The sequence below is a fragment of the Arcobacter siniprincipis (SeqCode) genome (assembly GCF_048571125.1).
GTDB classification, from domain to species: Bacteria; Campylobacterota; Campylobacteria; order Campylobacterales; family Arcobacteraceae; genus Arcobacter; species Arcobacter siniprincipis.
The window spans coordinates 1,672,650-1,696,022 of the sequence record NZ_CP182343.1 but is presented as its reverse complement, the minus strand read 5'-3'; the positions used below and the strand labels follow the sequence as shown (position 1 = coordinate 1,696,022).

Sequence of the window (23,373 nt, the reverse complement as noted above, 5' to 3'; positions counted from 1 at the left end):
TTTGTATGTTAAGATGCTCAAATAAATAAACAAGGAGTAATCATGTATACAAGTATTATGAAGTCAGCAATAAAAATTGCTGCAATTTCAGTATTAGGATTAGGGCTTTTAACTACAAGCTCACAAGCAAAAGAATATCCATCTAAGCCAGTAAACTTAGTAGTTGGATTTGGTATTGGGGGAAGTGCGGATAGGATGGCTAGATCTATGTCAACATTTTTATCTGATGAGTTAGGTGGTATCATAAAAGTTATCAATAAAAAAGGTGCGGGTACACAAATTGCTGCAAATTATATATTAAATAGACCTGCAGATGGTTATACGGTATTTGCTTCAACTTTTTCACCTTATTTAGCTAATACAATTTTAACAGGTGGTGCTAAATACAAAATGACTGATTTTGACTTTATTAATATTCAATGGTTTGATTATGAATTATTTGCTGTTAATAAAAATTCAAAATACAATAATATGGTAGAAGTTTTAAATGCAATTAAAGAACACCCAAAAACAGTAAAAGCTGCTGTGGTTCAAGGTTCTGGTGGACATTTAATTTTAAAATTATTGTTAGAAAAATATAACATTCCTCAAGAAAATTTAAATCTTGTTACATACAGTAGTGGTGGAAAAGCTAGAACAGCAGTTGCTGGTGGACAAGTTGACTTAATAGCAATTTCAGCAGAAGGAAGTGAAAATATTAGAGAATTTATTAAGCCACTTGCAATATTAAAAAATGAAAGAATAAAACAATGGGATGTTCCAACATTAAATGAAGCGGTTAAACCTTTAGGATTCCAGGTTCCAGTATTTAGTGGTTCGATGAGAGGATTTGCTGTTAAAAAAGAGTTTAAGGAAAAATATCCAAAAAGATATACAGAATTAACTGATGCAATAAAAAGAACTTTGGATAATAAAGATGTTCAAAAATTCTTAAAATCAAATCAAATTGGTTATGATTGGACTGGACCAGAAGAATCAAATAAATTAATAGATGAATCGTATCAATTCTTTAAACAATACGGTTACTTATTGAACGACTAGGTTAAGAGATGGCTTTATCAAAAGAAAAAATAGCTAATAGCATAGTAATCCTATGCTTAGCTGCATTTGTACTATGGTATGCATTAAATGCACATAATGCATCTAGTAGCTTAGAAAATATGATTCTTATTCTTCCTATTGCTGCTATTACACTTTGCTTATGCATTTTTGAGTTTTTTACTCAAAAGGAAGATTTAGAAAAAAAAGATGATTTTATTACTGTACTTCCAATAATGGTTCTATTTGCTATATATGTTTTTACTTTAGAATACTTAGGTTTTGACCTTGGAACAGTTTTATTTTTAGCCGTATCTTTATATATACATGGTGAGAAAAGATTACCATGGGTAATTGGTTATAGTTTGGTTTATGGTTTTGTTATTGCATACTTTTTTTCAATGATGCTTCCTTATCCAATGCCTATGACATTTTTGCCAACTGATTATTAGGAAGAAAAATGGATATAGTTAATTTAGATTCAGCGCAACAAGCAGTTGCCCTACTCTTTTCAGAACCTCAATACTGGTTAGTTGTAATACCTGGTATTATCATTGGATTGTTTTTTGGAGCAACACCTGGATTACAAACATCAATGGCAATGGCGATATTTTTGCCAATGACAATGTATATGGATTTTTTACAAGCAATGTTATTTTTAACTGCAATATTTACAGGTAGTGGGTTTGGAGCTGGTGTTCCTGCTATATTGATGAATATACCGGGAACTTCCTCAGCTATTGCTACATCTTTTGATGGTTATCCAATGGCAAGAAAAGGTGAACATAATGAAGCTTTAGGTCTAGCACTTGGGTCTTCTACTTTTGGTGTATTACTTGGATATGTTTTACTTTTCTTTTTAATAAAACCAATGTCTCTTTTTGTTTTAAAATTAGGTCCTTCTGAAATGTTTATTGTTATTTTGTGGGGTCTTACTTTAATTGCCAGTTTAACAGGGAAACATGTTGTAAAAGGTCTTATTGCAGGACTTGTAGGTTTATTAGTTGGTACTATAGGATTTAGTGATAATGGTATTTTAAGAGGAACAATGGGCTTAGAAATCTTAGCAGATGGTATTCCTGTTATTCCAGCAATGATGGGGATGTTTGCAGCTTCTGAATTATTTAAACTTGTTAAATCTGAATTTTTAGTTGAAGATGAAAGCCAAAGAAGAGTAAGAATTTCATACATAGTAAAAGGCTTTAAAAAAGCATTTTCTTATCCTGTTATTTTGATAAGAGGAAGTTTAATTGGTGTAATTATCGGTGCAGTTCCAGGTGTTGGTTCATCAGTATCAAATCTTTTATCTTATATAGAAACTAAAAGAAGAGATAAAGATCCAGATAGTTATGGAAAAGGAAATCCAAAAGGTGTTATTGCTTCAGAATCTGCAAATAGCACATCTGAAGCTGGTTCTATGGCTACACTTTTAGCTCTTGGTATTCCAGGTGGTGGTGCAACGGCTGTTATGTTAGCTGCCTTTGCTATGCATAATATTACAGGTGGTCCACAATTTATTAGAGAACAAATGGATGTTGTATATGCAATTATATTTGCAAACTTTGCACAAGCATTTTTATTAATAATATTAGGACTTTTATTAATACCTATATTAGCATCAATCATTAAAGTCAAGATGACATATCTTGTACCATCTGTTTTAATTTTAGCAACAGCTGGGGCATTTGGATTGACAGGAAATATGTCCGGTCCTGCTACTGTTTTAGTATTTGCACTGCTTGGTTGGGTTTTTAGAAGATATAATTTCTCTGTACCAGCAGCAGTTATTGGTATGTTATTAGGAAAAATGGCAGAAGGTTCACTAGTTCAAACCTTACAGATATCAGGTGGTGATTTTTCATATATTTTCCAAAGACCAATTACTATTGCTATTATAGTTTTATTAATTTTCTCTTTATTTGGTTCTTCATTAATTGAAAAATTAACCAAGAAAGCCAAATAAAAATAAACAATACAATTATTTTACATAGTTACATTATGTAACTGTGTAAAATCCTCTACTTTTTTATTTTCATTACACTATCCTTATATGCAAGTTTCATGACAGCTTTGTGTGTTAAAATTTTTGCTGCTAATAATAAAGGGCTTATATGTATAAAATCATACTAAAATCAGTAATTAAATCTTCTATAATCTTAATATTCGGACTAAACTTATTTTCTACAAGTTTACAAGCAAATGAATATCCATCTAAACCAGTAAACTTAGTAGTTGGATTTGGTATTGGGGGAAGTGCGGATAGGATGGCTAGATCTATGTCAACATTTTTATCTGATGAGTTAGGTGGTATCATAAAAGTTATCAATAAAAAAGGTGCGGGTACACAAATTGCTGCAAATTATATATTAAATAGACCTGCAGATGGTTATACGGTATTTACTTCAACTTTTTCACCTTATTTAGCTAATACAATTTTAACAGGTGGTGCTAAATATAAAATAAGTGATTTTGATTTTATCAATTTACAATGGCTTGATTTTGAATTATTTGCTGTTAATAAAGATTCAAAATATAATAATATGGTAGAAGTTTTAAATGCAATTAAAGAACACCCAAAAACAGTAAAAGCTACTGTGGTTCAAGGTTCTGGTGGACATTTAATTTTAAAATTATTGTTAGAAAAATATAACATTCCTCAAGAAAATTTAAATCTTGTTACATACAGTAGTGGTGGAAAAGCTAGAACAGCAGTTGCTGGTGGACAAGTTGACTTAATAGCAATTTCGGCGCAAGGAAGTGAAAATATTAAAGAATTTATAAAACCTTTAGCAATCGTAAAAGATAAGAGAGTAAAACAATGGGATGCTCCAACACTAAATGAAGCACTTGAACCTTTAGGCTTTCAAATTCCAGTATTCACTGGTTCTACAAGAGGTTTTGCAGTTAGAAAAGAATTTAAAGAAAAATATCCAGAGAGATATGAGAAATTGACTAATGCAATAAAAAGAACTTTAGCTAGAAAAGATGTTCAAAAGTTCTTAAAATCAAATGACATTGGCTATACTTGGACAGGACCAGAAGAATCAAATCATTTGATTCAAGAATCATATGATATTTTCAAATCTTATTCATATTTAGTAAAAGAATAATTATATAGGGAAAACTATAGAAATAACCAAACCTTCATCATTTGAAGCTTGTACAGTTGCATTATGTAACTGTGCAATTTGTTTAACAATGCTCAGTCCTAATCCATTACCTTTTTTATTTGAATCCACTCTATAAAATCTATCAAAAATATGATTTAAATCTTTAGTATTTAAACCATAACCCTCATCTTTTACATTTAACCAAATAGTATTATTATGTCTTTTTATATTTACACTTATAGTTCCCATTGGATTATTTTTTTCATCAACTGCATAATATAAGGCATTATTAATAATGTTATCTAACATACTTTCTAGTAAAATTGAATCAGCATTAATAAATACATCTTTATCAAAACTCTCATATGCAAATTCAAAACCTTTTGCATAGACTCTTGGCGCAGTTTTAAGACAATAATCCTTACACATTTGAGTTAAATTTATTTTTTTAAATCTATTAATATTTATTGAATTTGGATTTGTTTTAGCATATAAAAGAAGTTGTTCCGTAATATGACTCATAGAATCAATAATTTTCATGAAAGTAATATATTCTTTTTCATCTTTTTTATATAACACTTCTATTTTAACTTTTAATTCTGCTAAAGGAGTTCTTAATTGATGAGAAACATCTGAATTGAAGTGTTCTATGTACTTAATATTGTCTCTACTTCTTTCTAATAAAATATTAATACTATTTAATACTTCTTCAATTTCTTTTGGTGCATTAAAACTTATAGGAGATAAATCTTTTAAATCTCGTTTTTTTATTATTTTTTGTAAATTATATAAAGGTCTAAGTCCTTTTCTAACTGCAATTAAAGATATGATTAGTGTAGAAATAATAACTACACCAATTAAAACAAGTAATACTATTAAAATATCATTAATTGCAGAAATTCTTCCTTCTAGAGTTTCTGCAACAGTTATTATTGCTTTATGTTTTTTACCAAAATTATTAATAGATACATTAAAAGATACAGCTCTCAATTGTGCAGCTGCAAATGATGTATTATAAAAAACTTTATCTTTTTTTTCTAAGACTTTTTTATTAACTAAACCTTTATATCCAACAAGCAATTTATTATTTTCATCTACTATAGAGTAAAAAACTGAACCTTCATTATTAGAAGATAATAAATCAATGGCAAAGTAAGGTAAGTCAACAAGTAAATGTCCATTTCTAATACCAATACTATCTTCCATACTTTTACCAGTTGCATATAGATTATTATCATAAAATTTATTTACTTTTTCATTTACAAAAAAATATATAACAGAAAATAATAAAATAGAAAATATAATTAAAGGAATGGTTAGCCAAATGACTAAACGATAACTAATAGATTGTGTATTTTTAGCCATTATGAATTAAGTATATACCCTAAGCCTCTAACTGTTTTTAAATTAATAGAATTACTTAGCTTTTTTCTTAGTCTGGAAACATAAGTTTCAACAGCGGTTGGGTTAAAATCATCATCAAAAGATGTAATATGTTCTACAATATTTTCTTTGCTAACTACATTATTTAAATTTAATAACATATGTTCAAAGATATTTATCTCTCTTTTACTTAATTCTATAACAATATCATCTTTAGTTAAAGTTTTTGATAAAGAATTATATTCTAAATCTTTATACTTAATCAACTTAGAGATTTGATTTTTACTTCGTCTTAATAATGCTTGAACTCTAGCGATAACTTCATCAAGTTCAAAAGGCTTACACAAATAATCATCTGCTCCACTATCTAATCCTAATATTCGTTGGTCAAGTTTATCTCTAGCGGAAATGATTAAGATGGGAATATTTTTTTGAGAGTTTCTTAAGTCTTTTATAATATCAATTCCATCTAAACTTGGTAACCCTAAGTCTAAAATAAGAAGATCATAAGTAGAAGTATTTAAAGAGTATAGACCCTCTTCTCCATCATAGAAGAGGTCTACTACATAACCATGTTGCACTAATTTATTAAATATTCCTTTTGCTAATGTTTTATTATCTTCAAGTAATAATATCTTCATAGCAATATTTTACACTAATCTAGTGAGACATAAATACTGGTAAAGTAGAATGTTCTAATAAATATCTAGTAGCACCACCAAACATAAGTTCTCTCAATCCTTTATGACCATAAGCACCTGCAACTATTAAGTCAAAGTTTCCATCAAGTGCAGCATTTAATAACGCTTGCCCAGGTATTCTTGTTGTTTCTACAATTTTATAACTAGCATCAATCCCATGAAATTTTAAATACTCAATTAATTGATTAATTTTTACCATATCACCACTATATTCATCCGAAGATACTATTTGTACTCTTTGGGCTTGTTTTAGTAATTCTATAGATGAAGTAATAGCTCGAGATGATTCAACTGTATTATTCCATCCAATAAGTATTGATTTAGTGTTAAAAGTTTTCATTTTTCTTGGAAACATAAGAACAGGTTTTCCACTTTTTAAAACTGATGTTTCAAAAGTAGCAGTTGCTATTCCAGATGGAGGAGCAGCAGCAATTACTATATCACAAAATTTAGATTCTTCTTCAACTAAAAGGCTTCTATTTCCCTCTTTTACAGTTAAAAGAGCATGAACTTTATTTGGAATTGGAGTAGTTGAAACGTCCATTCCAACAATTTTTCCAATTTCTTTTAAAGATTTTTCAAATTCAATTGATTCTTCTTTTGCTTTTAGAGCAATTACATCATCAATTTCTTTCATTATATGACTAGAAATCCCCAAATTTTTATACATTTTTTTACCGCTATCATGTAAACATTTTAAAATTTCTAAATTTGCATCAAAATACTTTGCAATTAATAAAGCTGCAAATAATCTCTCTTTTAACTCTTCACCACCACCAATAGGAAAAAACATTTTTTTGTAAATCATAAAAAATCCTTTAAGAAAATATATTATTAAATTATAGCACGAAAGACTGTCATAAAACTTGCAAAAAAGACTTTTAAGAAATTTTATAACTAATTTGTATGGTGGCCACAATAGGACTTGAACCTACGACCACCACCATGTCAAGGTGGTGCTCTACCAACTGAGCTATGCGACCATTTTAAAGAATGAGATAATAGCTAAATATTATTTTGATTTAGCTTTTTGGATGTCATAAGAATATTTATAAACCATAAAATCATACATTGTAGTATTTTTATTTCTTGTGAAAAAGAAGAACATTTCTAAAATTCTTAAAGTCATTCTAAAAAATGCAGTAAATGGAACAATATATGAAATACTCACTTCAACTTTTCGATTTGGGTAATATTTATCAAATTCAAATTTTAATTCTTCTAATAATCTAGTTTGTTCTTGTATTACTTCAACATCTGTTGCTTTTATTACTTTTATAGCAAGAAATAAATTAATGACAAACATTAAAGCATTTAAGTTCCAACCCAGTATACAAATATCTAAATAACTCATATTTTCTCCATAGTGCAGAATTATATCAAAAAAAATATTAGTTTAAAATGATATAATTTCTTATGGAATTAATTCAATCAAATATACAACAAGAGTTAAATGAAGATTATCTTATTGAAACTCTGAATTTAAACAATAAAACAATACTAGAATTAGGCTGTGGCAAGGCATCAAAGACTATTGATATTGCTACAAATGGATTTGATAGGAAAATTATCGCTTGTGAAGTAGATAAAATACAACATCAAAAAAATCTTCAAAAATCTTATGAAAATATAGAATTTAAACTCTGTGGTGCAGAGGATATTCATTTGGAAGAGGAAAGTGTGGATATGGTTTTTATGTTTAAATCTTTTCACCATGTACCTATAAATCTTATGCCAAAAGCTCTAAGTGAAATAAAAAGAGTACTAAAACCAAATGGTTTAGCTTATATATCTGAACCTCTTTTTACAGGTGAATTAAGTGACATGATTGCAATGTTTCATAATGAAGAACTTGTTCGAAGTGAAGCTTTTAATGCAATAAAAAAAGCTGTAGAAAATGAAGAATTTAAACTATTCCAAGAGATATTTTTCTATTCATTGGATACATACAGAGATTTTGAAGAGTTTAAATCAAGACATATGAGTGCAACCTTTAACAATTACAATATCACAAAAGAACTTGAAAAAGAAGTTGAAAAGAAATTTAATCAATATGCACAAAAAAATAATCCAATAACATTTAAAAAACCTTTCAGGGTTGATATTTTACAAAAAATTTAAGAAGAGAATAATGACACAAAACGAATACAATGAAAAAATAAATATTTTAATATCGTGGGCAAAAGCCTATTATGTTGATGATAATCCCCAAGCTAGTGATGAAGAGTATGATAAATTATCAAGAGAGTGTTTAGCATATGAGCAAGAAAACCCTACTCTTTCCCATCCAAACTCACCAAATAAAAGAGTTGGTGGTTTTGTTTTAGAAGGCTTTGAAAAAGCTTCTCACCTCTCACGTATGTGGTCACAAGAAGATGTTTTTAATACAATTGAATTAGAAGATTGGATAAAAAGAGCACATAAAGTAAATACAAATCTAGAGTTTTATTGTGAACCAAAATTTGATGGGGCAAGTTTAAACTTAATCTATGAAAACGGGGTATTAAAACAAGCAATAACAAGAGGTGATGGAAGTATTGGAGAAGATGTTACGAATAATGTAAAAACAATACACTCTATTCCCCTACAAATAAAAGAACAATCTCTTATAGAAATAAGAGGTGAAATAGTTATCAAAAAAGCTGATTTTGAAAAGATTAATGAAGAGCGAGCAAAAAATGGTGAACAACTATTTGCAAACCCTAGAAATGCAGCAGCTGGGAGTTTAAGGCAATTAGATCCAAGTATTACAGCAAAGAGAAAACTATTTTTTAATGTTTGGGGAGTAGGACAAAACTCTTTAGACTTTACTAAATACTCAGATATGATGGAATATATTTATTCCCTTGGATTTGTTCATCCTCCAATGACTACAAAAACTACAACAGTCAAAGGTATAGAAGAGTTATATCATAAAATAATTGCTTCAAGAAATAGTATTGAAATGATGCTTGATGGAATGGTAATAAAGATCAATGATATAGAAACACAAGAGGAGTTAGGATATACAGTAAAATTTCCTAGATGGTCTTGTGCATATAAGTTTCCAGCTGTCGAAAAAACAACTACAATTAAAGATATCATCCAACAAGTTGGAAGAACAGGTGTTATAACTCCTGTAGCAGTTGTTGAACCTACACTTATAGATGGTTCAACTGTTGAGAGAGCTAGTTTACACAACTATGATGAAATAGCAAGACTTGATTTAAGAATAAATGACCAAGTTATTATTATAAAAAGTGGTGATATTATTCCTAAAATAACAAAAGTCTTTACAGATAGAAGAGATGGAACACAAGAGCAGATAAGTCGCCCTACTTTATGTCCAAAGTGTCAAAGTGAACTTTTAGATGAAGGTACACTAATAAAGTGTCAAAATCTTGATTGCCCTTCAATTATTGTAAACTCAATAATCTATTTTGCAAGTAAGAATTGTATGAATATAGATGGACTTGGAAATAAAATAGTTGAGACTTTAGTAAGAGAAAAAAAGATATATGACATACTTGACTTATATTCACTTAAATATGAAGATTTAGAAAATCTTGAAGGATTTAAAGCCAAAAAGATAAATAACCTTTTAAATGCAATAACAAATACAAAAAACAGTTCACTTCATAGAGTTATAAATGCACTTGGAATTGAACATATTGGAGAAGTAGCCTCTAAACAAATATGTCTAGAGTTTGGACTTGATGTACTAAAAATAGATTTTGATTCTCTTGTAGCTCTTGATGGTATAGGTGAACAAATGGCAAACTCATTTGTTGAATTTATGAGAGTAAATGAAGAACTTGTCACAAAATTAATAGATACTATAAACCCAACAGTTGAAGAAAAAGTAGAAGTAAGTGAAAATGCTTTTAAAGGCAAAACTGTAGTAATAACTGGAACTATGAGTGTAAGTCGTGGTGAGATAAAAAAACAACTTGAAACTTTAGGAGCAAAAGTTAGCTCTAGTGTATCTAAAAAGACAGATTATGTAATATATGGGGAAGAAGCTGGAAGTAAATATGATAAAGCAGTTGAACTCAATGTTAAAACTATAAATGAAGATGAAATGAATGCAATGATTTAAAATATTTATCAAGTGTTACTTTTTAATAAATTTCAAATTTTGCACTCCTTTAAAATAAGTTTTTATAATGTATTTATATATATTTAGTCTATAATTAAAAGATATTTTACAAAGGTTATATATGAGCAATACAGTAAAAGGTGAAAAATCTCTTACAATGACGATGTTGATGACACCAGATAAAGCAAATTTTAGTGGTAAAAATGTACATGGCGGAGAAATTTTAAAAATGTTAGATCATGTAGCATATGCATGTGCTGCAAGATATTCAGGAGGATATGCTGTAACACTTTCTGTTGATATGGTTTTATTTAAAGACCCTATTAAAATTGGTTCTCTAGTTACATTTCATGCATCAGTAAATTATGTTGGAAGAACTTCAATGGAAATTGGTATAAAAGTCATTTCTGAAGATATAAAAGACCATACAATAAAAAACACAAATGTTTGTTATTTTACAATGGTAGCAGTTAATGAAAATTGGGAGCCATTACCAGTTCCAAAATTAGAACCAGTAACTGAAGATGAAAAAAGAAGATATAACGATGCTATCAAAAGAAGAGAGCAAAGAATGTCTTCAAAACATGCATTAAAGACTATTTATTAGTTTTTTTACAAAAGAAGCTTAGGCTTCTTTTGATTCAATATACTCTTCGTAAGTACCTTTAAAATCTACAATAGAACCATCATTTTGAATGGCAATAATTCTATTTGCATAAGCATCAAGTAATTCCCTATCGTGTGATACACAAATTACAGAACCTGGATATTCTAAAAGTCCTTCACCTAATGCAATAATTGCTTCAAGGTCTAAATGGTTTGTTGGTTCATCTAATATCATAAAGTTTGGTTGTTCTAGCATGATTTTAGAAAGCCACATTCTATGTTTTTCTCCACCACTACAAGCACTAACTTTTTTCTCTTGTTCTTGACCATTAAATAACATTCTACCAAGACAATTTCTTATTTCAGAGATATCTGCATCCCTATCAAAATCTCGTAACCAATCGTATAATGTCATTTCACCTTTGATAATATCTGTTGCATTTTGAGGAAAGTATCCATTTTGAATTGTAGCACCCCAAAAAACTTCACCACTATCTGGTTTTACTTTTTCCATCATGATTTCACATAAAGTTGTTTTACCAATACCATTTGGTCCAATAAGTGCAATCTTATCACCTTTTTCAACAGTAAAAGAGATATCATTTAAAACTTGTTCACCATCATATGATTTAGAGATATTTTTAACAGTAAGTAATTCTTTACCCACTTCTCTTTTTTGTCTAAAAATAATAGAAGGGTCTCTTCTACTTGAGACTTGAATAGAACCAACATCTAATTTATCAAGTTGTTTTTGTCTTGATGTTGCTTGTCTAGCTTTTGATGCATTTGCACTAAATCTAGCAATAAATTTTTCTAACTCGTCTTTTTCTTTAAGTTTTTTGTTTACATCAGCTTGTTGTTGTTTAGCCATTAAAGTTGAAGCAATATACCAATCATCATAAGTACCACTAAACTCTCTAATTTGTTTATAATCCACATCTAAGATATGAGTACATACTGCATTTAAGAAGTGTCTATCATGTGAAATAACTACCATTGTACCATCATGGTGTTGCAATTGATTTTCTAACCAACCAATTGTTTCTATATCAAGGTTATTTGTGGGCTCATCTAAAAATAACACATCTGGTTTTGGATATAAAACTTGAGCTAGTAAAACTTTAAATTTATTTCCACCAGTAAGAGTTGACATTAAATCATTGTGAGTTGATGCAGGGAAACCTAATTCTTCTAATATTTTAGTAATTTTAACATCATATTCATATGTTGGGTCTTCTTCACAACATATGATTTCTAGTTCACCTAGCTTTTCACCAATTTCATCAGTATACTCTTCCATATAAAGTTTTTCTTTTTCTTTAATAGCATCATATAATCTTCTATTTCCAAGTAAAACTGTATCAAATAAACTATATGTTTCATAAGCAAATTGATTTTGACTTAAAGTTCCAACTTTTTTACCATTTTGAACTTGTACTTCACCTTCTGTTGCTTCTTCTTCTCCAGATAAAATTTTCAAGAATGTAGTTTTTCCAGCACCATTAGCACCAATTAACCCATATCTTTTACCAGCATCTAGTTTCAGATTTATTTCTTGAAATAAAACTCTTGCACCAAATGATTTTTTTAAATTGACTGTTTGAACCATATATTTTCCCTACTTGTTGTTTTAGTAATTCGCGATTTTAACTAAAGTAAACTAAACCGAAAGTAAAACGATTAAAGCTCTTGATCAAAAGCTAACTTTAAAAGTTCTTTTTCTGATAGTTCTTTTTCTTTTTCAGTATCACTTGGATTTCGGATACAAAGCACTTTTTCTCTTAAATCATTTAAATTATATTTTGTTAAATTTTTAAGCAAAGTATCTGTTACCATCTCTTTTTTTAATCCATTTGTATTGATTAATCTTGTGATTCCATTATGAAGTTTTTTTCTTGTATTTTCAAAAATCTTCTCTTCATCTGTTAATGTTACATATATTCTATCTAAATATTCACATACCAAATCACCAGAATATTTATAAGTTGTTATTTTATTATAAACAAATTTTTGTGACTTTAAATCAGGAAGTGAAACATTAGTGAAGATTGAACCTTGAACTAAATTTAATCCTTCTAAACTATCTATTGGATTATGAGAACAGATAAAATCATCTTTAACAATTGTTGGTGCATATTTTAAATTTGTAATATTATTTTTTAAAATAACATAATTTCCATGAACTTCTTTAGGTCCACCTTTTAAAGAATAAATTTCATTTTTAAAAGCTAAAAAATCACCTTTTATAATACTTGGGCATCCTTCTAAGGAAGTTAATTCATTATCACTTATATCAAAATCACCATTTATTTCATTAAATTTCAATGGAAGTCTTGAAAGGTTTGCTAATCTATCATTTAATTTAACTCTTCCATTTACTGAAACTGAATTATCATCTGATATTTTATAATCTTTTATGTCATGCTTATGCAACCATCTTGCAATATCTTCTTTGTTTTGTAATGAAACAATTGGTTTATAAACATGCTCAACAACATCTTTACCTTTGTATCTCCAAGTAGTTGTAATTTCATCAAAACTATGTACTAAGTGATTTAATCTAACATCAGTAATTAAATCCCAACCAATTTCATCAGAAATACCATCTAAATCTTGTATTTCATTCCCATTACATATATAATCTTCACCAACAGTTATTGGTCCACCTTTTAATTCTCTTAAGATATTATGAGAACAATCAAAATATAAAGTTACATATTTAGGCCCACCTTTTAAGGTGTGTATCTTGTTTTCAGAACAATTAAAATACCCTCTTACTGTTCGAGGACTTCCTTTTATTGAACTAATTTCATTGTTTGAGCAATCTATATATCCTAATATCTCTTTTGGACAATAAGACAGTGTTGTTAATTTGTTATGAGAACAATTAAAATCAGCAACTGCTATTGGTGAACCATTTAAAGAGTCTATATTATTATAAGAACAATTAAAGTCTCCAGTTACTTTTTCTGGACACCCTTCTAATGAAGTTAATGTATTATGACTAATATCAAAATATCCATCAACAACATCAAACTTTACTGGTAATTTAAATTCTTTTATCTTGCCATTTAAGTTCACATTTCCATGAACAGTTACTTTTAAATCTTTTGAAATAAAATAATTACCAATTGAATGTCTTTCTAGCCATTTTTCAACATCAGCTGAATTTTTCATACTTTACCTTGTCTTTCTTTCTTCTTCTTATTTTATTATTTTTCTTTTTAAAAACGAATTTATATCTAAATATTCTTAATTATATAATTAATTCTTTTATACATTTTTTATTATTTTATTGGTCTATATACTTTTATATTGTTAAAATTCTTTGCATCTTTTAAATACTGAGCATGTAATTGACTTAATATTCCTTTCTCACAATAAAACAAATATTCTTTATCTTGTGGAAGTTTTTCAAACTCTGTTTTTAATTTATAAAAAGGAATCTTTAAAGTTTCACAAGATGTCTCTATACACTCAGGTGTTTGTCGAATATCAATAATAACATATTTTCCATTTGAAATATCGCTTACAATCTCCATTTCTCCAATATCTTTTATATCTTCGTTAATTTCATCAACATTTATTTGAATAGCATTTTCAATTGCTTTGTCTAAAACTGAATAGTCAAATTTTTTAGATTCTTTTTCCATTCTGTCATAAGAGCCATGAATAGTTGGATTTTTTGAAATCACACCACAATATTCAGGCATAGTTTCTGCAAATCTTTTTGTACCAATTTCATTCGCTATATTTATAATATCTGGTTTATTCATAGTAGCAAGCGGTCTTAAAACTAATTTATTTGTTGATTGGTCAATTAAAGCTAAATTCCTTAATGTTTGACTAGAAACTTGAGCAACACTTTCACCTGTCAAAAGAGCATCTATTTTTAGATCATTTGCTATTTTCTCAGCTGCTTTTAGCATAAGTCTTTTTAGTGTTACACCCATGTATGTTTCATGTGTTGATCTAAATATCTCAGTAACAACATCATCAAAAGCAATAGAAGTAAATGTAACCCTATGAGAAGAACCAAACTTATTCCATAGATATAAAGCCACTTGTTTTACACCAATTTCATGTGCTACTCCACCAAGATTAAAAAATACAAAGTGTGTTTTAATTCCTCTTTTCATAGTAAGATAAGAAGCAACAGTTGAGTCAAATCCACCTGACATAAGAGATAAAATTTCACCTTGAGAGCCTAAAGGAAATCCACCAAGACCTTTGTGTCTAAGTGTTATGATATTTAGTTGATTATTTATAAGTTCAAGATTTATAGTAACTTCAGCATTTCTTAAATCAACACCTTTAGTTAAATCTCTATTTTCATTTAACATGTATCCACCAACAGTTTGTTCTATGTCAATAGATTTAAAATCATGCGTTCCTGAACGCTTAACTCTTATTACAAAAGACTTGTTTACTATCTCTTTTGCCATATGTGTATTTACTATCTCTTTTATTTCATCTATTGTATTTATTTTATCAAACTGCAATGCTTCTAAAACTAATTCAATACCTGGAGTATCCAAAAGTTTAATTCTTACTTCTGTTACAAATTCTATTGGACAAACTACTTCTATTTTGTCAAAAAATTTTCTAATTGTAATATCTTCTGAAATTCGAGAAAAAAGTCTTTGTAAGTTTCCATGTAATCTAGCTACCATCTGCCTTTTTGCTGATGTTCCTTTTATCATTATTTCTGGAAAAAGTTTTATTATAAATTTTTGCGTCTTTATTGGAGAAATTTCCATTATTAGTTAAACCCTTATTTTTAATTAGTCGCAATTATATCATAAGAATAATAATTGAAAATTAATATTACATAAGAAGTAGATTAAGTAAAAAATATTTAATTATAAATAAACTAAGTGGAAAAGTAGATACTACAATTATAAGTTTTGATTTTGAAAAATTTAACTGTATTACAAGTGTATATTTGATAGCATCTATCATCACAATTGAAGGTCAATAATTGAGCATATTTTTAACCCTATTAGGAAAAATCTTACCCTTATACTTTAGTATTATACTAGGTATTTTAAGTACTTCTATTTTAAAATGTAACAAAGATACCGTTGCTAAAATTTTACTTTTTATTCTAGCTCCCTTGATAGTATTTAATGCAACAATAAATGTAAAACTTATCCCTTCAGTTTTATTTATGCCTATTTTCTTTTTTATTTTAAGTTCTATTATGGCTTTTGTTTTATTGACAATATTTAAAAATATGTGGAGTGATAACACCTCTAATTTATTAGCTTTTAGTACAGCTACTGGAAATACGGGAAATATTGGTATTCCTCTTGCTATATTATTTTTAGAACCAAAATTAGTAGATGTATTTATTTTCACAGTTTTAGCTTCTATCTTATATCAAAATTCTGTTGGATATTATATAACGGCAAAAGGCTCTTTTAGTGCAAAAGAAAGTTTAAAGAAGGCACTAAAACTACCTGTAATATATGCTTTTATTTTAGGTATAACATTTAATCTACTTGATATTAAAATGCCTTTGATGTTTGTGGATTATAGTAACTATTTAAAAGGTGCATATGCAATTTTAGGAATGATGCTTTTAGGTATGGGGATGGAAAATATAAAAACAGATAATTCTCTTGATAAAAAATTTATCACTTATACTTTGGCTATCAAATTCATACTTTGGCCACTACTTATTTTGATATTTATTTTTATAGACAAAAACTTTATACATTTTTTAAATGATGGATTTTATATGGTTATGTTTTTATTTTCTATTGTACCTCTGGCAGGGAACACTGTAACAGTTGCTACTTTATTAAATGTAAAACCCCAAAAGATGTCTTTAGCAGTATTTATTTCTACCTTGGTATCTTTATTTTATATACCACTTATGATATTTTTTTATACTAATTAAAAATTTTTTAATAGTTTTGGCATCTCTTGTGCAATTTCGTGAAATCTGTATTTAAATCCTTCAACTACGATATTATACAGTTCATGATTTTTATACTTTTCATGCCATTTTGATTCTTTATTTTCATATAGGTTGTAATATTCAAATCTTAATCTATATGCTTCTTTTTCTAAATTATTTTCTTTCAAAGTACTTTCTTCTTCCCTGTAATAAAAAGCTAGTAAAACTAGCCTTTTATTTTATAAATTCAACTATATCTTCGAATTTTTCTCTTTGTTGTTTTGATTGTTCATTAATTCTATATCCAAAAGGAAGAACACAAGTTAGTTGGAATTTTGAAGTATCAAGACCTAATACACCTTCAACCCCCTCTTTATCAAAACCTTCAATAGGACAAGAATCAATTCCTTTTATAGCAGCAGCTGTCATCATATTACCCAATGCAATAAATGATTGTCTTGCTGTCCAAGAGTAGATATTTTTGTCATTACTTAAAGTCTCTTTTAAATGTTCTGCATAAAGATTTAAATAAAAATCCAATTTTTCTTTAGGCATTTCTCTTCTTGCAAATCTTTTTTCAGGAATTCCACTTTCTGGTTTAACACCTTCAATTCCTGCTAATACAATTACTAAATGAGAACAAGTTGTAATTTGAGCTTGATCCCAACAAAAAGGTTTTAATTTTGCTTTTAATTCTTCATTTGTTATAACTAAAAATTTCCAAGCTTCCATACCAAATGAAGATGGAGATTTTCTACCAGCTTCTAATATAAAGTGCATATCCTCATCACTAATCTTTTTTGTCTCATCAAAGATTTTACACGCATGTCTAAAATCCATAGCTTCCATAAATGTTTTTTCCATATTTTTCCTTTTATATTAAATTAAAACATCTTTAAAAGATGTTATTTTATCTTAAATTATTTAACAATTATTAAACAATTAGTTCTTCTTCTTTTAATCTCATTTTTTCTAATTTACTTTTTTTATTAAATAAAATTACTGCTACGAGAGACAACAAGCAACCAAGAATAGTAGACAAAGCAATTTTTTCATCATAAGCAAAATAACTAGATATAATAGCTCCAACTGGAACTATAAACATAAATACTCCAGTATTATGTGCACCAATTCTGCTTGCACTTGCAAAAAATATTGCCATTGCAAAAGTTCCTGAGAATAATCCTACAAATGATATATTTAACCAGAATATAGAATCATACAACCCTATTTCAAAAGGATGATGTGGTAAGGCGAAAATCATATTTGTAAAGGCAGTTACACCAAAGATTACTAAAGTATAAAACATAGGGTCAACTCTTTTTGAAGCCTTTTGTGTTAAAACTGTAACAAAAGACCAAACAATAGCACAGACTAAAAAATATATACTATCAAGATTTAAAAAGCCTAATCCCTCCATTGGAATTTTCAATAATACAATAGCCCCAAATACACCAATACCCAAGGCAAATACTTGCTTAGCTGATACTTTTGTTCTAAATATAAGTATAGACAAAAAATAAGTGATTAAAGGAACCAATGAAGTTACCATAGTCCCTCCATATCCAGCTTCTCCATGGGCAAGACCTGCAAAAAAAAGATAACTAAAAGCTGCACTTAATAATGCTGCCAAAATCATATAAATATATCCTAGAAAGTCAGTTTTTAAAGATCTTTTCATATAAATCATAACAGGTATCATTCCAATAAAAGAAATAGTATATCTCCAAAATGATGCCACTTGTATATTTGAGTGTTCAACTGCTGCTTTTCCAGAAGTCCATGCAACTCCCCAAAGTAACATAGCTATCAACATACCAATAAAATATTTGGTTTTATTTTCTTCTTTATGCACTAAAATGCCCTCATATATGAAGAGTTTATTAACTCTTTTTCATTAAATTCATTTGCTGCAAGAAATGCAAAATTAGGAGAACGCAATAATTCTCTACCATATGCAACAAAATCACAATATCTTTCTTCTAAAAGTTTTTCACCCTCTTGTGCTGTTGTAATTAGTCCAACAGCAATCACAGGAATATTTACTTCTTCTTTTATATCTTTTGCAAAATCAGCTTGATACATAGGTTTTAATTTTATTGGTTTATTTGGTTTTTCTTGATTTCCACCAGATGAAACATGTATAGAATCAACTCCTACTTTTTCAAGCTCTTTTGATAGATAAATTGAGTCTTCTATATTCCAACCTTCATTCATCCATTCATCAGCACTAATTCTTACAATCAAAGGCAAATCAACTTTTTCTTTAATCTCTTTTGCTGTTTCTAAAAGTAATCTACATCTATTATCTAAACTTCCACCATAAATATCATCTCTTAAATTGCTTAATGGTGATAAAAATTCACATAAAAAGTATCCATGTGCACCATGAAGTTCAATTGCATCATAATCAGCTTCTTTAGCTCTAAGTGCAGTTTTAACAAATAACTCTTTTATATTTTTTATATCTTCAAGTGTTGCAGCTTTTGGCATTTTAAAAGGTTTATTATCACTAAAAGCAATAGCACTTGGTGCAATAGGAGTTTCATCTTCTACTGTACATTTTCTACCAGCATGAGTTATTTGAATAGCAGTTTTTGCTCCAAATGAGTGCATTTGTTCATTTAGTTTTTTATGAGCATCAATTAAAGAATCATCCCAAAGACCTAAATCATTAGCAGATATTCTTCCCCTTGGCTCAATAGCTGTTGCTTCAACAATAATAAAACCAACACCACCAATGGCTCTTGCTAAGTAATGTCCTTTATGAAAAGTTTTTAATTCACCACTATTATCACTTGAATACATACACATAGGAGGCATAACTATTCTATTTTTTAATTTCAAATTTCCTATTTGTCCTTCTGTAAATAGTAAACTCATAAATTTCCTTTGAATCTTTTTATATTTTTACGAAAGAAACATCATCACTTTTTATAAATTGTACATCAAATGTTTCATCAACAACACACTCTCTTAACTTAGGTACATAAACTTTTACATGCTGGGCTTCAAGGTGTAAATCAAGCAATTCTTGAGAACTCCATCTTTCAATGGTGATAAAAGTATCACCATCAATAAATGACTCATATTGTTCACAACCTTTTTCATTTACTGCATATTCATACTGCAAAATATTTGCTATTTTTCTTAGCTCATCATGTTTATTATTTTTTATTTTTGCTTTTACAATTGCAATAATCATATTAAGCTTCTACTTTTTCTAATTTTTGTATATCCATACTTTCTAATTTTCCATCTACAAACTGGGCAAATTTTAAAAAATGTTCTTTTTGCATATGCTCATCTAAAAGTTTTGCATTTTGCCAAGTTTCTACAAAAGTAAAACTATTTTCATCCTCTAAGTTTTTATGTAAATCATATTGAATACAACCCTCATCATTTTTATGAGTTGCTTCATGTAATTTTACAAGTTCATTATAAACTTCATCTTTAAATTCATATTTTACTTTAACGTTAGCTACGATTACTATATTTTTCATGATATATCCTTTTTAATCTTTAAATACAAAACCTTGTTTTGTATAGTTTTCTTCAATTTTTCTAAAATAGATATTTTTATAATAACCTGCAGTTTGCTCACAATATGATTGTAAATAGTTCATATTATTATCAACTCTGAATTTTTTCATTTGTTTTTCATATAATAAAACACCATCTTTTACTTTTTTATCATCATATTTATCTTCAAAAGCAAAGCTTTCAATTGGAATTCTAGGTTTAAGTGGAGCATCTTTTGCTTCTTTTGTAGGTACTCCAATAGTAGTTCCAACAATTGGAAATGTTTTTGGTGGAAGTCCTAATAACTCAATTATAGCAGCTGGTTGGTTTCTTACAGCTCCAATTGCAGTTGTTCCAAGACCAAGTGATTCTGCACTTATTTGTATTGCATTTAACATGATTCCAGCATCAACGGCACCCACAAGTACACCTTCAGCTGATTTATCAATTTGATGTTCTTCTCCAGTTTGCTCAACTGCAAAAATAGTTCTATTAAAGTCAACACATATAAAAATAAATACATCAGCTGTTGCCACTTGTTGTTGTCCACCACAAAGTTCTGCTATTTGTTTAATTTTATTTTTATCTCTTGTATACACTAAAGATATTTGTTGCCCATTTATAGAAGTAGGACATCTTTGTGCTGTTTTTATGATAAGTTCAAGGTCTTCATCACTTATAATTTCACCTGTAAATTGTCTTATTGATTTTCTATTACTTAATTGTTTTATAATTTCGTTCATAAATTCTCCTTTTTAATTTGTTTGTGATAATACTACTTTATTATTAATCATATATCCAATCCAGATTAAAAATAAAGATGAGAATACAACACCCGATGAAAATAAAATTGTTTGTACTAATCCCATGTTTGTAACTATTGCACCGCCTAAAAATGAAAACAATGAAATACCTACATTAAAAGCAGATATATTAAAACCTGATGCTACATCTACAGCATGAGGTTCATTTATTTTGGCTAATTTTACAACATTTGCTTGAAGAGCAGGACTACTTCCAAAGGCAAAGATTCCCCATAAAATCAAAATTGCTATTGTGATATATTGGTTTTGAACAAAAAAATTAAAAGATAAAAGAACCATACTTAAACAAAAGTAAGCTCCAAATAAAACTTTATTTACTCCAAATACATCTGCAAGTTTTCCACCAATAAAATTTCCAACAACAGTTGATAAACCAAAAACTAATAAAATTATAGAAATAATACTAGGTGAAAATTTTGTAATATCTTGTAAAATGGGTACTAAAAAAGTAAAAGCTATAAAAGCTCCTCCAAATCCAAAAATTGTGATTAAATAAGCAATTAATAATCTTGGATTTCCCAATATTTTTAATTGTTGAAAAAATTTTGCAGGAGTTGTCGTTCTAACTTCTTTTGGTATTAAAAATGCCATACCAATAAAGGCAACACTTCCCAAAATAGAAATTAACATAAAAGTCTCTCTCCAACCAAAGTTTTGCCCAATAAAAGTACCTAAAGGAACTCCTGTCACCATTGCAACAGTTAAACCTCCAAACATCACAGCAATTGCACTTGCTTCTTTTTCTTTTGAAACTAAACTTGTTGCAATTGTAGCACCTAAAGAGAAAAATAAACCATGTGTTAGTCCTGTAACAATTCTTGCTATTAATAAAGTAGTAAAATTTGGTGCAAGAGCAGCAACAACATGACCCAAAGAAAAGACAACCATTGCACAAATCAAAATATATTTTTTATTATATTTACTTGTTAATGCTGTTAAAATAGGAGCACCAATAGCTACTCCTAAAGCATACATTGTTACTAAAAGACCAGTTGAAGGAACAGATATATTCAAATCACTTGATATAGTTGGAACCAATCCAACTGTAACAAATTCTGTTGTTCCTATTGCAAATGCACTTAAAGTTAATGCAAATAAAGCTATTGGCATAAAAAATTCCTTTTTATAAAAAGTTTTTAGTCAAAACTTTTTCAAATTTTTCTAACTCTAACTCTAAATTTAAATCACCTTTGAAAATATCATGCACTGCATAAGTTTCAAGAGGTGTTAATCCACAAAATTGAAAAGTTTTATGAACTGCAACATGAGCTTCGTCTAAAGACATTCCATCAAATAAACTATTTTTATTATTAAATGCAGATTCAGGACAATTATATGTCAAAGATAGCATATATTTTTTGCCTGTTAGTAATCCACCACTTCCATATAATTTTGAAGCATCTTCTCTACTTCTCCCATCACTTGCATAATGTCGTCCATGAGTAAATGTCTCATCAATATATTTTTTTGCTATCCAAGGAAGGCCCATCCAATAAACTGGATATTGAAATAAAATATAATCAGCCCATTCAAACTTTTCTATCTCTTCTTCTTTTTCATAACCTTTTTCAATATGTGTTTGTTTTACTTCAAATCCATTTTTAATAAAAAATTCATTTGCTTTATTTATAAAACTATTAGTTAAATTACCTTCTGCTATTCCATCATAATGCTGATGTCCATTTAAAATTAATACTTTTTTCATTTTCTCTCCTTGAGTATATTTGAGAATTATATATGCAATAAACTTAATTCACTCTTACTTACATAAAGTAAAGTAATGGTAATTTATAAACTTTATGATATAATGAAATTTATAAAAGGATTTATTATGTATTATATAAATGACAAAGAGTATAAATGTTCAGTTTCGGTTACTCTTGACATATTTAATGACAGATGGAAATTAGGAATAATTTGGCACCTCTTAGATGGTGACATGAGATTTAAAGATTTACATGAAACTGTATGTGAGATAACTCAAAAAACATTAACTATAAAATTAAAAGAACTAGAAGAGAAAAAGATTATTCACAGAGAGGTATATGCAGAAGTTCCACCAAAAGTAGTATATAGCTTAACAGAATGTGGAAAGAAATTAAAACCAGTACTTGAAGAAATGTACAAATGGGGAATATCATATGTTGAAGAATGTGGTGAGATAACTAGTGATGATCAATGCAAAACAAATCTTTGTAAATAGACT

General features: G+C 28.4%; 25 protein-coding genes and 1 tRNA gene. 9 read left to right on the top strand and 17 right to left on the bottom strand.

Annotation, left to right across the window (positions count from 1 at the left end):
• The first annotated feature begins 42 nt into the window (after positions 1–42).
• The 4 genes from ACNI3D_RS08530 (at position 43) to ACNI3D_RS08515 (ending at position 4,148) form a co-directional block, all read left to right on the top strand.
• Positions 43–1,041: a Bug family tripartite tricarboxylate transporter substrate binding protein gene (locus tag ACNI3D_RS08530; protein ID WP_129099175.1), complete on the top strand. Its 999-nt coding sequence runs from the start codon at positions 43–45 to the stop codon at positions 1,039–1,041.
• Between the two features lie 8 nt (positions 1,042–1,049).
• Entirely contained in the window at positions 1,050–1,490 is a 441-nt protein-coding gene (locus ACNI3D_RS08525; protein WP_129099174.1) for a tripartite tricarboxylate transporter TctB family protein, read from the top strand.
• A gap of 8 nt (positions 1,491–1,498) precedes the next feature.
• Entirely contained in the window at positions 1,499–3,001 is a 1,503-nt protein-coding gene (locus tag ACNI3D_RS08520; protein ID WP_129099173.1) for a tripartite tricarboxylate transporter permease, read from the top strand.
• 148 nt (positions 3,002–3,149) lie between these two features.
• Positions 3,150–4,148: a tripartite tricarboxylate transporter substrate binding protein gene (locus ACNI3D_RS08515; RefSeq protein WP_419766697.1), complete on the top strand. Its 999-nt coding sequence runs from the start codon at positions 3,150–3,152 to the stop codon at positions 4,146–4,148.
• Here ACNI3D_RS08515 and ACNI3D_RS08510 read toward each other — a convergent pair whose 3' ends face one another.
• From ACNI3D_RS08510 to ACNI3D_RS08490, 5 genes are all read right to left on the bottom strand, one after another.
• Positions 4,149–5,513: a sensor histidine kinase gene (locus ACNI3D_RS08510; RefSeq protein WP_419766696.1), complete on the bottom strand. Its 1,365-nt coding sequence runs from the start codon at positions 5,511–5,513 to the stop codon at positions 4,149–4,151.
• Positions 5,513–6,172, bottom strand: coding sequence for a response regulator transcription factor (locus ACNI3D_RS08505; protein ID WP_419766695.1), 660 nt, complete (start codon positions 6,170–6,172; stop codon positions 5,513–5,515). Before ACNI3D_RS08505 ends, ACNI3D_RS08510 begins: the two co-directional genes overlap by 1 nt.
• Before the next feature lie 19 nt (positions 6,173–6,191).
• Positions 6,192–7,040 carry a universal stress protein gene (locus tag ACNI3D_RS08500; RefSeq protein ID WP_419766694.1) on the bottom strand — a complete coding sequence of 283 codons (849 nt, stop codon included), beginning with the start codon at positions 7,038–7,040 and terminating at the stop codon, positions 6,192–6,194.
• Positions 7,041–7,139: 99 nt separating this feature from the next.
• A tRNA-Val gene (locus tag ACNI3D_RS08495) sits at positions 7,140–7,215 on the bottom strand.
• 29 nt (positions 7,216–7,244) lie between these two features.
• Positions 7,245–7,586 carry a hypothetical protein gene (locus tag ACNI3D_RS08490; RefSeq protein ID WP_129099168.1) on the bottom strand — a complete coding sequence of 114 codons (342 nt, stop codon included), beginning with the start codon at positions 7,584–7,586 and terminating at the stop codon, positions 7,245–7,247.
• A gap of 62 nt (positions 7,587–7,648) precedes the next feature.
• Here ACNI3D_RS08490 and ACNI3D_RS08485 point away from each other — a divergent pair, with 62 nt between their 5' ends.
• From ACNI3D_RS08485 to ACNI3D_RS08475, 3 genes are all read left to right on the top strand, one after another.
• Positions 7,649–8,353 (top strand): class I SAM-dependent methyltransferase, encoded by a 705-nt coding sequence (locus ACNI3D_RS08485; protein ID WP_129099167.1) that lies wholly within the window; start codon positions 7,649–7,651, stop codon positions 8,351–8,353.
• Between the two features lie 10 nt (positions 8,354–8,363).
• Positions 8,364–10,310: an NAD-dependent DNA ligase LigA gene (ligA, locus tag ACNI3D_RS08480; RefSeq protein WP_129099166.1), complete on the top strand. Its 1,947-nt coding sequence runs from the start codon at positions 8,364–8,366 to the stop codon at positions 10,308–10,310.
• 121 nt (positions 10,311–10,431) lie between these two features.
• Positions 10,432–10,917 (top strand): acyl-CoA thioesterase, encoded by a 486-nt coding sequence (locus ACNI3D_RS08475; RefSeq protein WP_129099165.1) that lies wholly within the window; start codon positions 10,432–10,434, stop codon positions 10,915–10,917.
• 18 nt (positions 10,918–10,935) lie between these two features.
• On the opposite strand, the gene ACNI3D_RS08470 is transcribed toward ACNI3D_RS08475, so the two are convergent.
• The 3 genes from ACNI3D_RS08470 to thiI all read right to left on the bottom strand — a co-directional run bounded on the left by ACNI3D_RS08470 (position 10,936) and on the right by thiI (position 15,676).
• Positions 10,936–12,525 carry an ABC-F family ATP-binding cassette domain-containing protein gene (locus ACNI3D_RS08470; RefSeq protein WP_129099164.1) on the bottom strand — a complete coding sequence of 530 codons (1,590 nt, stop codon included), beginning with the start codon at positions 12,523–12,525 and terminating at the stop codon, positions 10,936–10,938.
• 71 nt (positions 12,526–12,596) lie between these two features.
• A complete protein-coding gene (locus ACNI3D_RS08465; protein WP_129099163.1) occupies positions 12,597–14,093 on the bottom strand; it encodes a hypothetical protein in 1,497 nt (498 codons plus the stop codon).
• A 110-nt stretch (positions 14,094–14,203) separates the two neighbouring features.
• Positions 14,204–15,676, bottom strand: a complete 1,473-nt coding sequence (gene thiI / locus ACNI3D_RS08460) for a tRNA uracil 4-sulfurtransferase ThiI (protein ID WP_419766693.1) — start codon at positions 15,674–15,676, stop codon at positions 14,204–14,206.
• Between the two features lie 221 nt (positions 15,677–15,897).
• Between thiI and ACNI3D_RS08455 the strand changes: the two genes are divergently transcribed.
• Positions 15,898–16,821, top strand: a complete 924-nt coding sequence (locus tag ACNI3D_RS08455; protein ID WP_419766692.1) for an AEC family transporter — start codon at positions 15,898–15,900, stop codon at positions 16,819–16,821.
• On the opposite strand, the gene ACNI3D_RS08450 is transcribed toward ACNI3D_RS08455, so the two are convergent.
• The 9 genes from ACNI3D_RS08450 to ACNI3D_RS08410 form a co-directional block, all read right to left on the bottom strand.
• Positions 16,818–17,009, bottom strand: a complete 192-nt coding sequence (locus tag ACNI3D_RS08450) for a hypothetical protein (RefSeq protein ID WP_129099160.1) — start codon at positions 17,007–17,009, stop codon at positions 16,818–16,820. The genes ACNI3D_RS08455 and ACNI3D_RS08450 overlap by 4 nt on opposite strands.
• Positions 17,010–17,055: 46 nt before the next feature.
• On the bottom strand, positions 17,056–17,685 hold the full coding sequence (locus tag ACNI3D_RS08445) for an NAD(P)H-dependent oxidoreductase (RefSeq protein ID WP_129099159.1): 630 nt from the start codon (positions 17,683–17,685) through the stop codon (positions 17,056–17,058).
• A 70-nt stretch (positions 17,686–17,755) separates the two neighbouring features.
• Positions 17,756–18,676: a DMT family transporter gene (locus ACNI3D_RS08440; protein WP_419766691.1), complete on the bottom strand. Its 921-nt coding sequence runs from the start codon at positions 18,674–18,676 to the stop codon at positions 17,756–17,758.
• Positions 18,676–19,704: an NADH:flavin oxidoreductase/NADH oxidase gene (locus ACNI3D_RS08435; protein WP_419766690.1), complete on the bottom strand. Its 1,029-nt coding sequence runs from the start codon at positions 19,702–19,704 to the stop codon at positions 18,676–18,678. The genes ACNI3D_RS08440 and ACNI3D_RS08435 overlap by 1 nt, the downstream gene beginning before the upstream one ends.
• A gap of 19 nt (positions 19,705–19,723) precedes the next feature.
• On the bottom strand, positions 19,724–20,026 hold the full coding sequence (locus ACNI3D_RS08430) for a putative quinol monooxygenase (protein WP_419768975.1): 303 nt from the start codon (positions 20,024–20,026) through the stop codon (positions 19,724–19,726).
• A gap of 1 nt (position 20,027) precedes the next feature.
• Positions 20,028–20,324 (bottom strand): putative quinol monooxygenase, encoded by a 297-nt coding sequence (locus tag ACNI3D_RS08425; protein WP_129099156.1) that lies wholly within the window; start codon positions 20,322–20,324, stop codon positions 20,028–20,030.
• 12 nt (positions 20,325–20,336) lie between these two features.
• Entirely contained in the window at positions 20,337–21,086 is a 750-nt protein-coding gene (locus ACNI3D_RS08420) for a nitroreductase family protein (RefSeq protein ID WP_129099155.1), read from the bottom strand.
• Positions 21,087–21,098: 12 nt separating this feature from the next.
• The gene (locus ACNI3D_RS08415) at positions 21,099–22,277 is read right to left on the bottom strand and encodes an MFS transporter (protein WP_419768974.1); all 1,179 of its coding nucleotides are present in this window, start codon (positions 22,275–22,277) and stop codon (positions 21,099–21,101) included.
• 13 nt (positions 22,278–22,290) lie between these two features.
• On the bottom strand, positions 22,291–22,872 hold the full coding sequence (locus tag ACNI3D_RS08410) for an NAD(P)H-dependent oxidoreductase (protein ID WP_419768973.1): 582 nt from the start codon (positions 22,870–22,872) through the stop codon (positions 22,291–22,293).
• A 126-nt stretch (positions 22,873–22,998) separates the two neighbouring features.
• Here ACNI3D_RS08410 and ACNI3D_RS08405 point away from each other — a divergent pair, with 126 nt between their 5' ends.
• Entirely contained in the window at positions 22,999–23,370 is a 372-nt protein-coding gene (locus ACNI3D_RS08405; RefSeq protein WP_129099152.1) for a winged helix-turn-helix transcriptional regulator, read from the top strand.
• Positions 23,371–23,373 lie beyond the last annotated feature (3 nt).

What these genes read in the sequence shown, in the direction of transcription:
- ACNI3D_RS08520 (WP_129099173.1), top strand. Translation starts at nt 1,499, where the DNA reads ATGGATATAGTTAATTTAGATTCAGCGCAACAAGCAGTTGCCCTACTC.
- ACNI3D_RS08500 (WP_419766694.1), bottom strand. Translation starts at nt 7,040, where the DNA reads ATGATTTACAAAAAAATGTTTTTTCCTATTGGTGGTGGTGAAGAGTTA.
- ACNI3D_RS08505 (WP_419766695.1), bottom strand. Translation starts at nt 6,172, where the DNA reads ATGAAGATATTATTACTTGAAGATAATAAAACATTAGCAAAAGGAATA.
- ACNI3D_RS08435 (WP_419766690.1), bottom strand. Translation starts at nt 19,704, where the DNA reads ATGAGTTTACTATTTACAGAAGGACAAATAGGAAATTTGAAATTAAAA.
- thiI (WP_419766693.1), bottom strand. Translation starts at nt 15,676, where the DNA reads ATGGAAATTTCTCCAATAAAGACGCAAAAATTTATAATAAAACTTTTT.
- ACNI3D_RS08410 (WP_419768973.1), bottom strand. Translation starts at nt 22,872, where the DNA reads ATGAAAAAAGTATTAATTTTAAATGGACATCAGCATTATGATGGAATA.
- ACNI3D_RS08430 (WP_419768975.1), bottom strand. Translation starts at nt 20,026, where the DNA reads ATGATTATTGCAATTGTAAAAGCAAAAATAAAAAATAATAAACATGAT.
- ACNI3D_RS08485 (WP_129099167.1), top strand. Translation starts at nt 7,649, where the DNA reads ATGGAATTAATTCAATCAAATATACAACAAGAGTTAAATGAAGATTAT.
- ACNI3D_RS08490 (WP_129099168.1), bottom strand. Translation starts at nt 7,586, where the DNA reads ATGAGTTATTTAGATATTTGTATACTGGGTTGGAACTTAAATGCTTTA.
- ACNI3D_RS08425 (WP_129099156.1), bottom strand. Translation starts at nt 20,324, where the DNA reads ATGAAAAATATAGTAATCGTAGCTAACGTTAAAGTAAAATATGAATTT.
- ACNI3D_RS08510 (WP_419766696.1), bottom strand. Translation starts at nt 5,513, where the DNA reads ATGGCTAAAAATACACAATCTATTAGTTATCGTTTAGTCATTTGGCTA.
- ACNI3D_RS08405 (WP_129099152.1), top strand. Translation starts at nt 22,999, where the DNA reads ATGTATTATATAAATGACAAAGAGTATAAATGTTCAGTTTCGGTTACT.
- ACNI3D_RS08530 (WP_129099175.1), top strand. Translation starts at nt 43, where the DNA reads ATGTATACAAGTATTATGAAGTCAGCAATAAAAATTGCTGCAATTTCA.
- ACNI3D_RS08525 (WP_129099174.1), top strand. Translation starts at nt 1,050, where the DNA reads ATGGCTTTATCAAAAGAAAAAATAGCTAATAGCATAGTAATCCTATGC.
- ACNI3D_RS08470 (WP_129099164.1), bottom strand. Translation starts at nt 12,525, where the DNA reads ATGGTTCAAACAGTCAATTTAAAAAAATCATTTGGTGCAAGAGTTTTA.
- ACNI3D_RS08465 (WP_129099163.1), bottom strand. Translation starts at nt 14,093, where the DNA reads ATGAAAAATTCAGCTGATGTTGAAAAATGGCTAGAAAGACATTCAATT.
- ACNI3D_RS08445 (WP_129099159.1), bottom strand. Translation starts at nt 17,685, where the DNA reads ATGGAAAAAACATTTATGGAAGCTATGGATTTTAGACATGCGTGTAAA.
- ligA (WP_129099166.1), top strand. Translation starts at nt 8,364, where the DNA reads ATGACACAAAACGAATACAATGAAAAAATAAATATTTTAATATCGTGG.
- ACNI3D_RS08515 (WP_419766697.1), top strand. Translation starts at nt 3,150, where the DNA reads ATGTATAAAATCATACTAAAATCAGTAATTAAATCTTCTATAATCTTA.
- ACNI3D_RS08415 (WP_419768974.1), bottom strand. Translation starts at nt 22,277, where the DNA reads ATGCCAATAGCTTTATTTGCATTAACTTTAAGTGCATTTGCAATAGGA.
- ACNI3D_RS08420 (WP_129099155.1), bottom strand. Translation starts at nt 21,086, where the DNA reads ATGAACGAAATTATAAAACAATTAAGTAATAGAAAATCAATAAGACAA.
- ACNI3D_RS08475 (WP_129099165.1), top strand. Translation starts at nt 10,432, where the DNA reads ATGAGCAATACAGTAAAAGGTGAAAAATCTCTTACAATGACGATGTTG.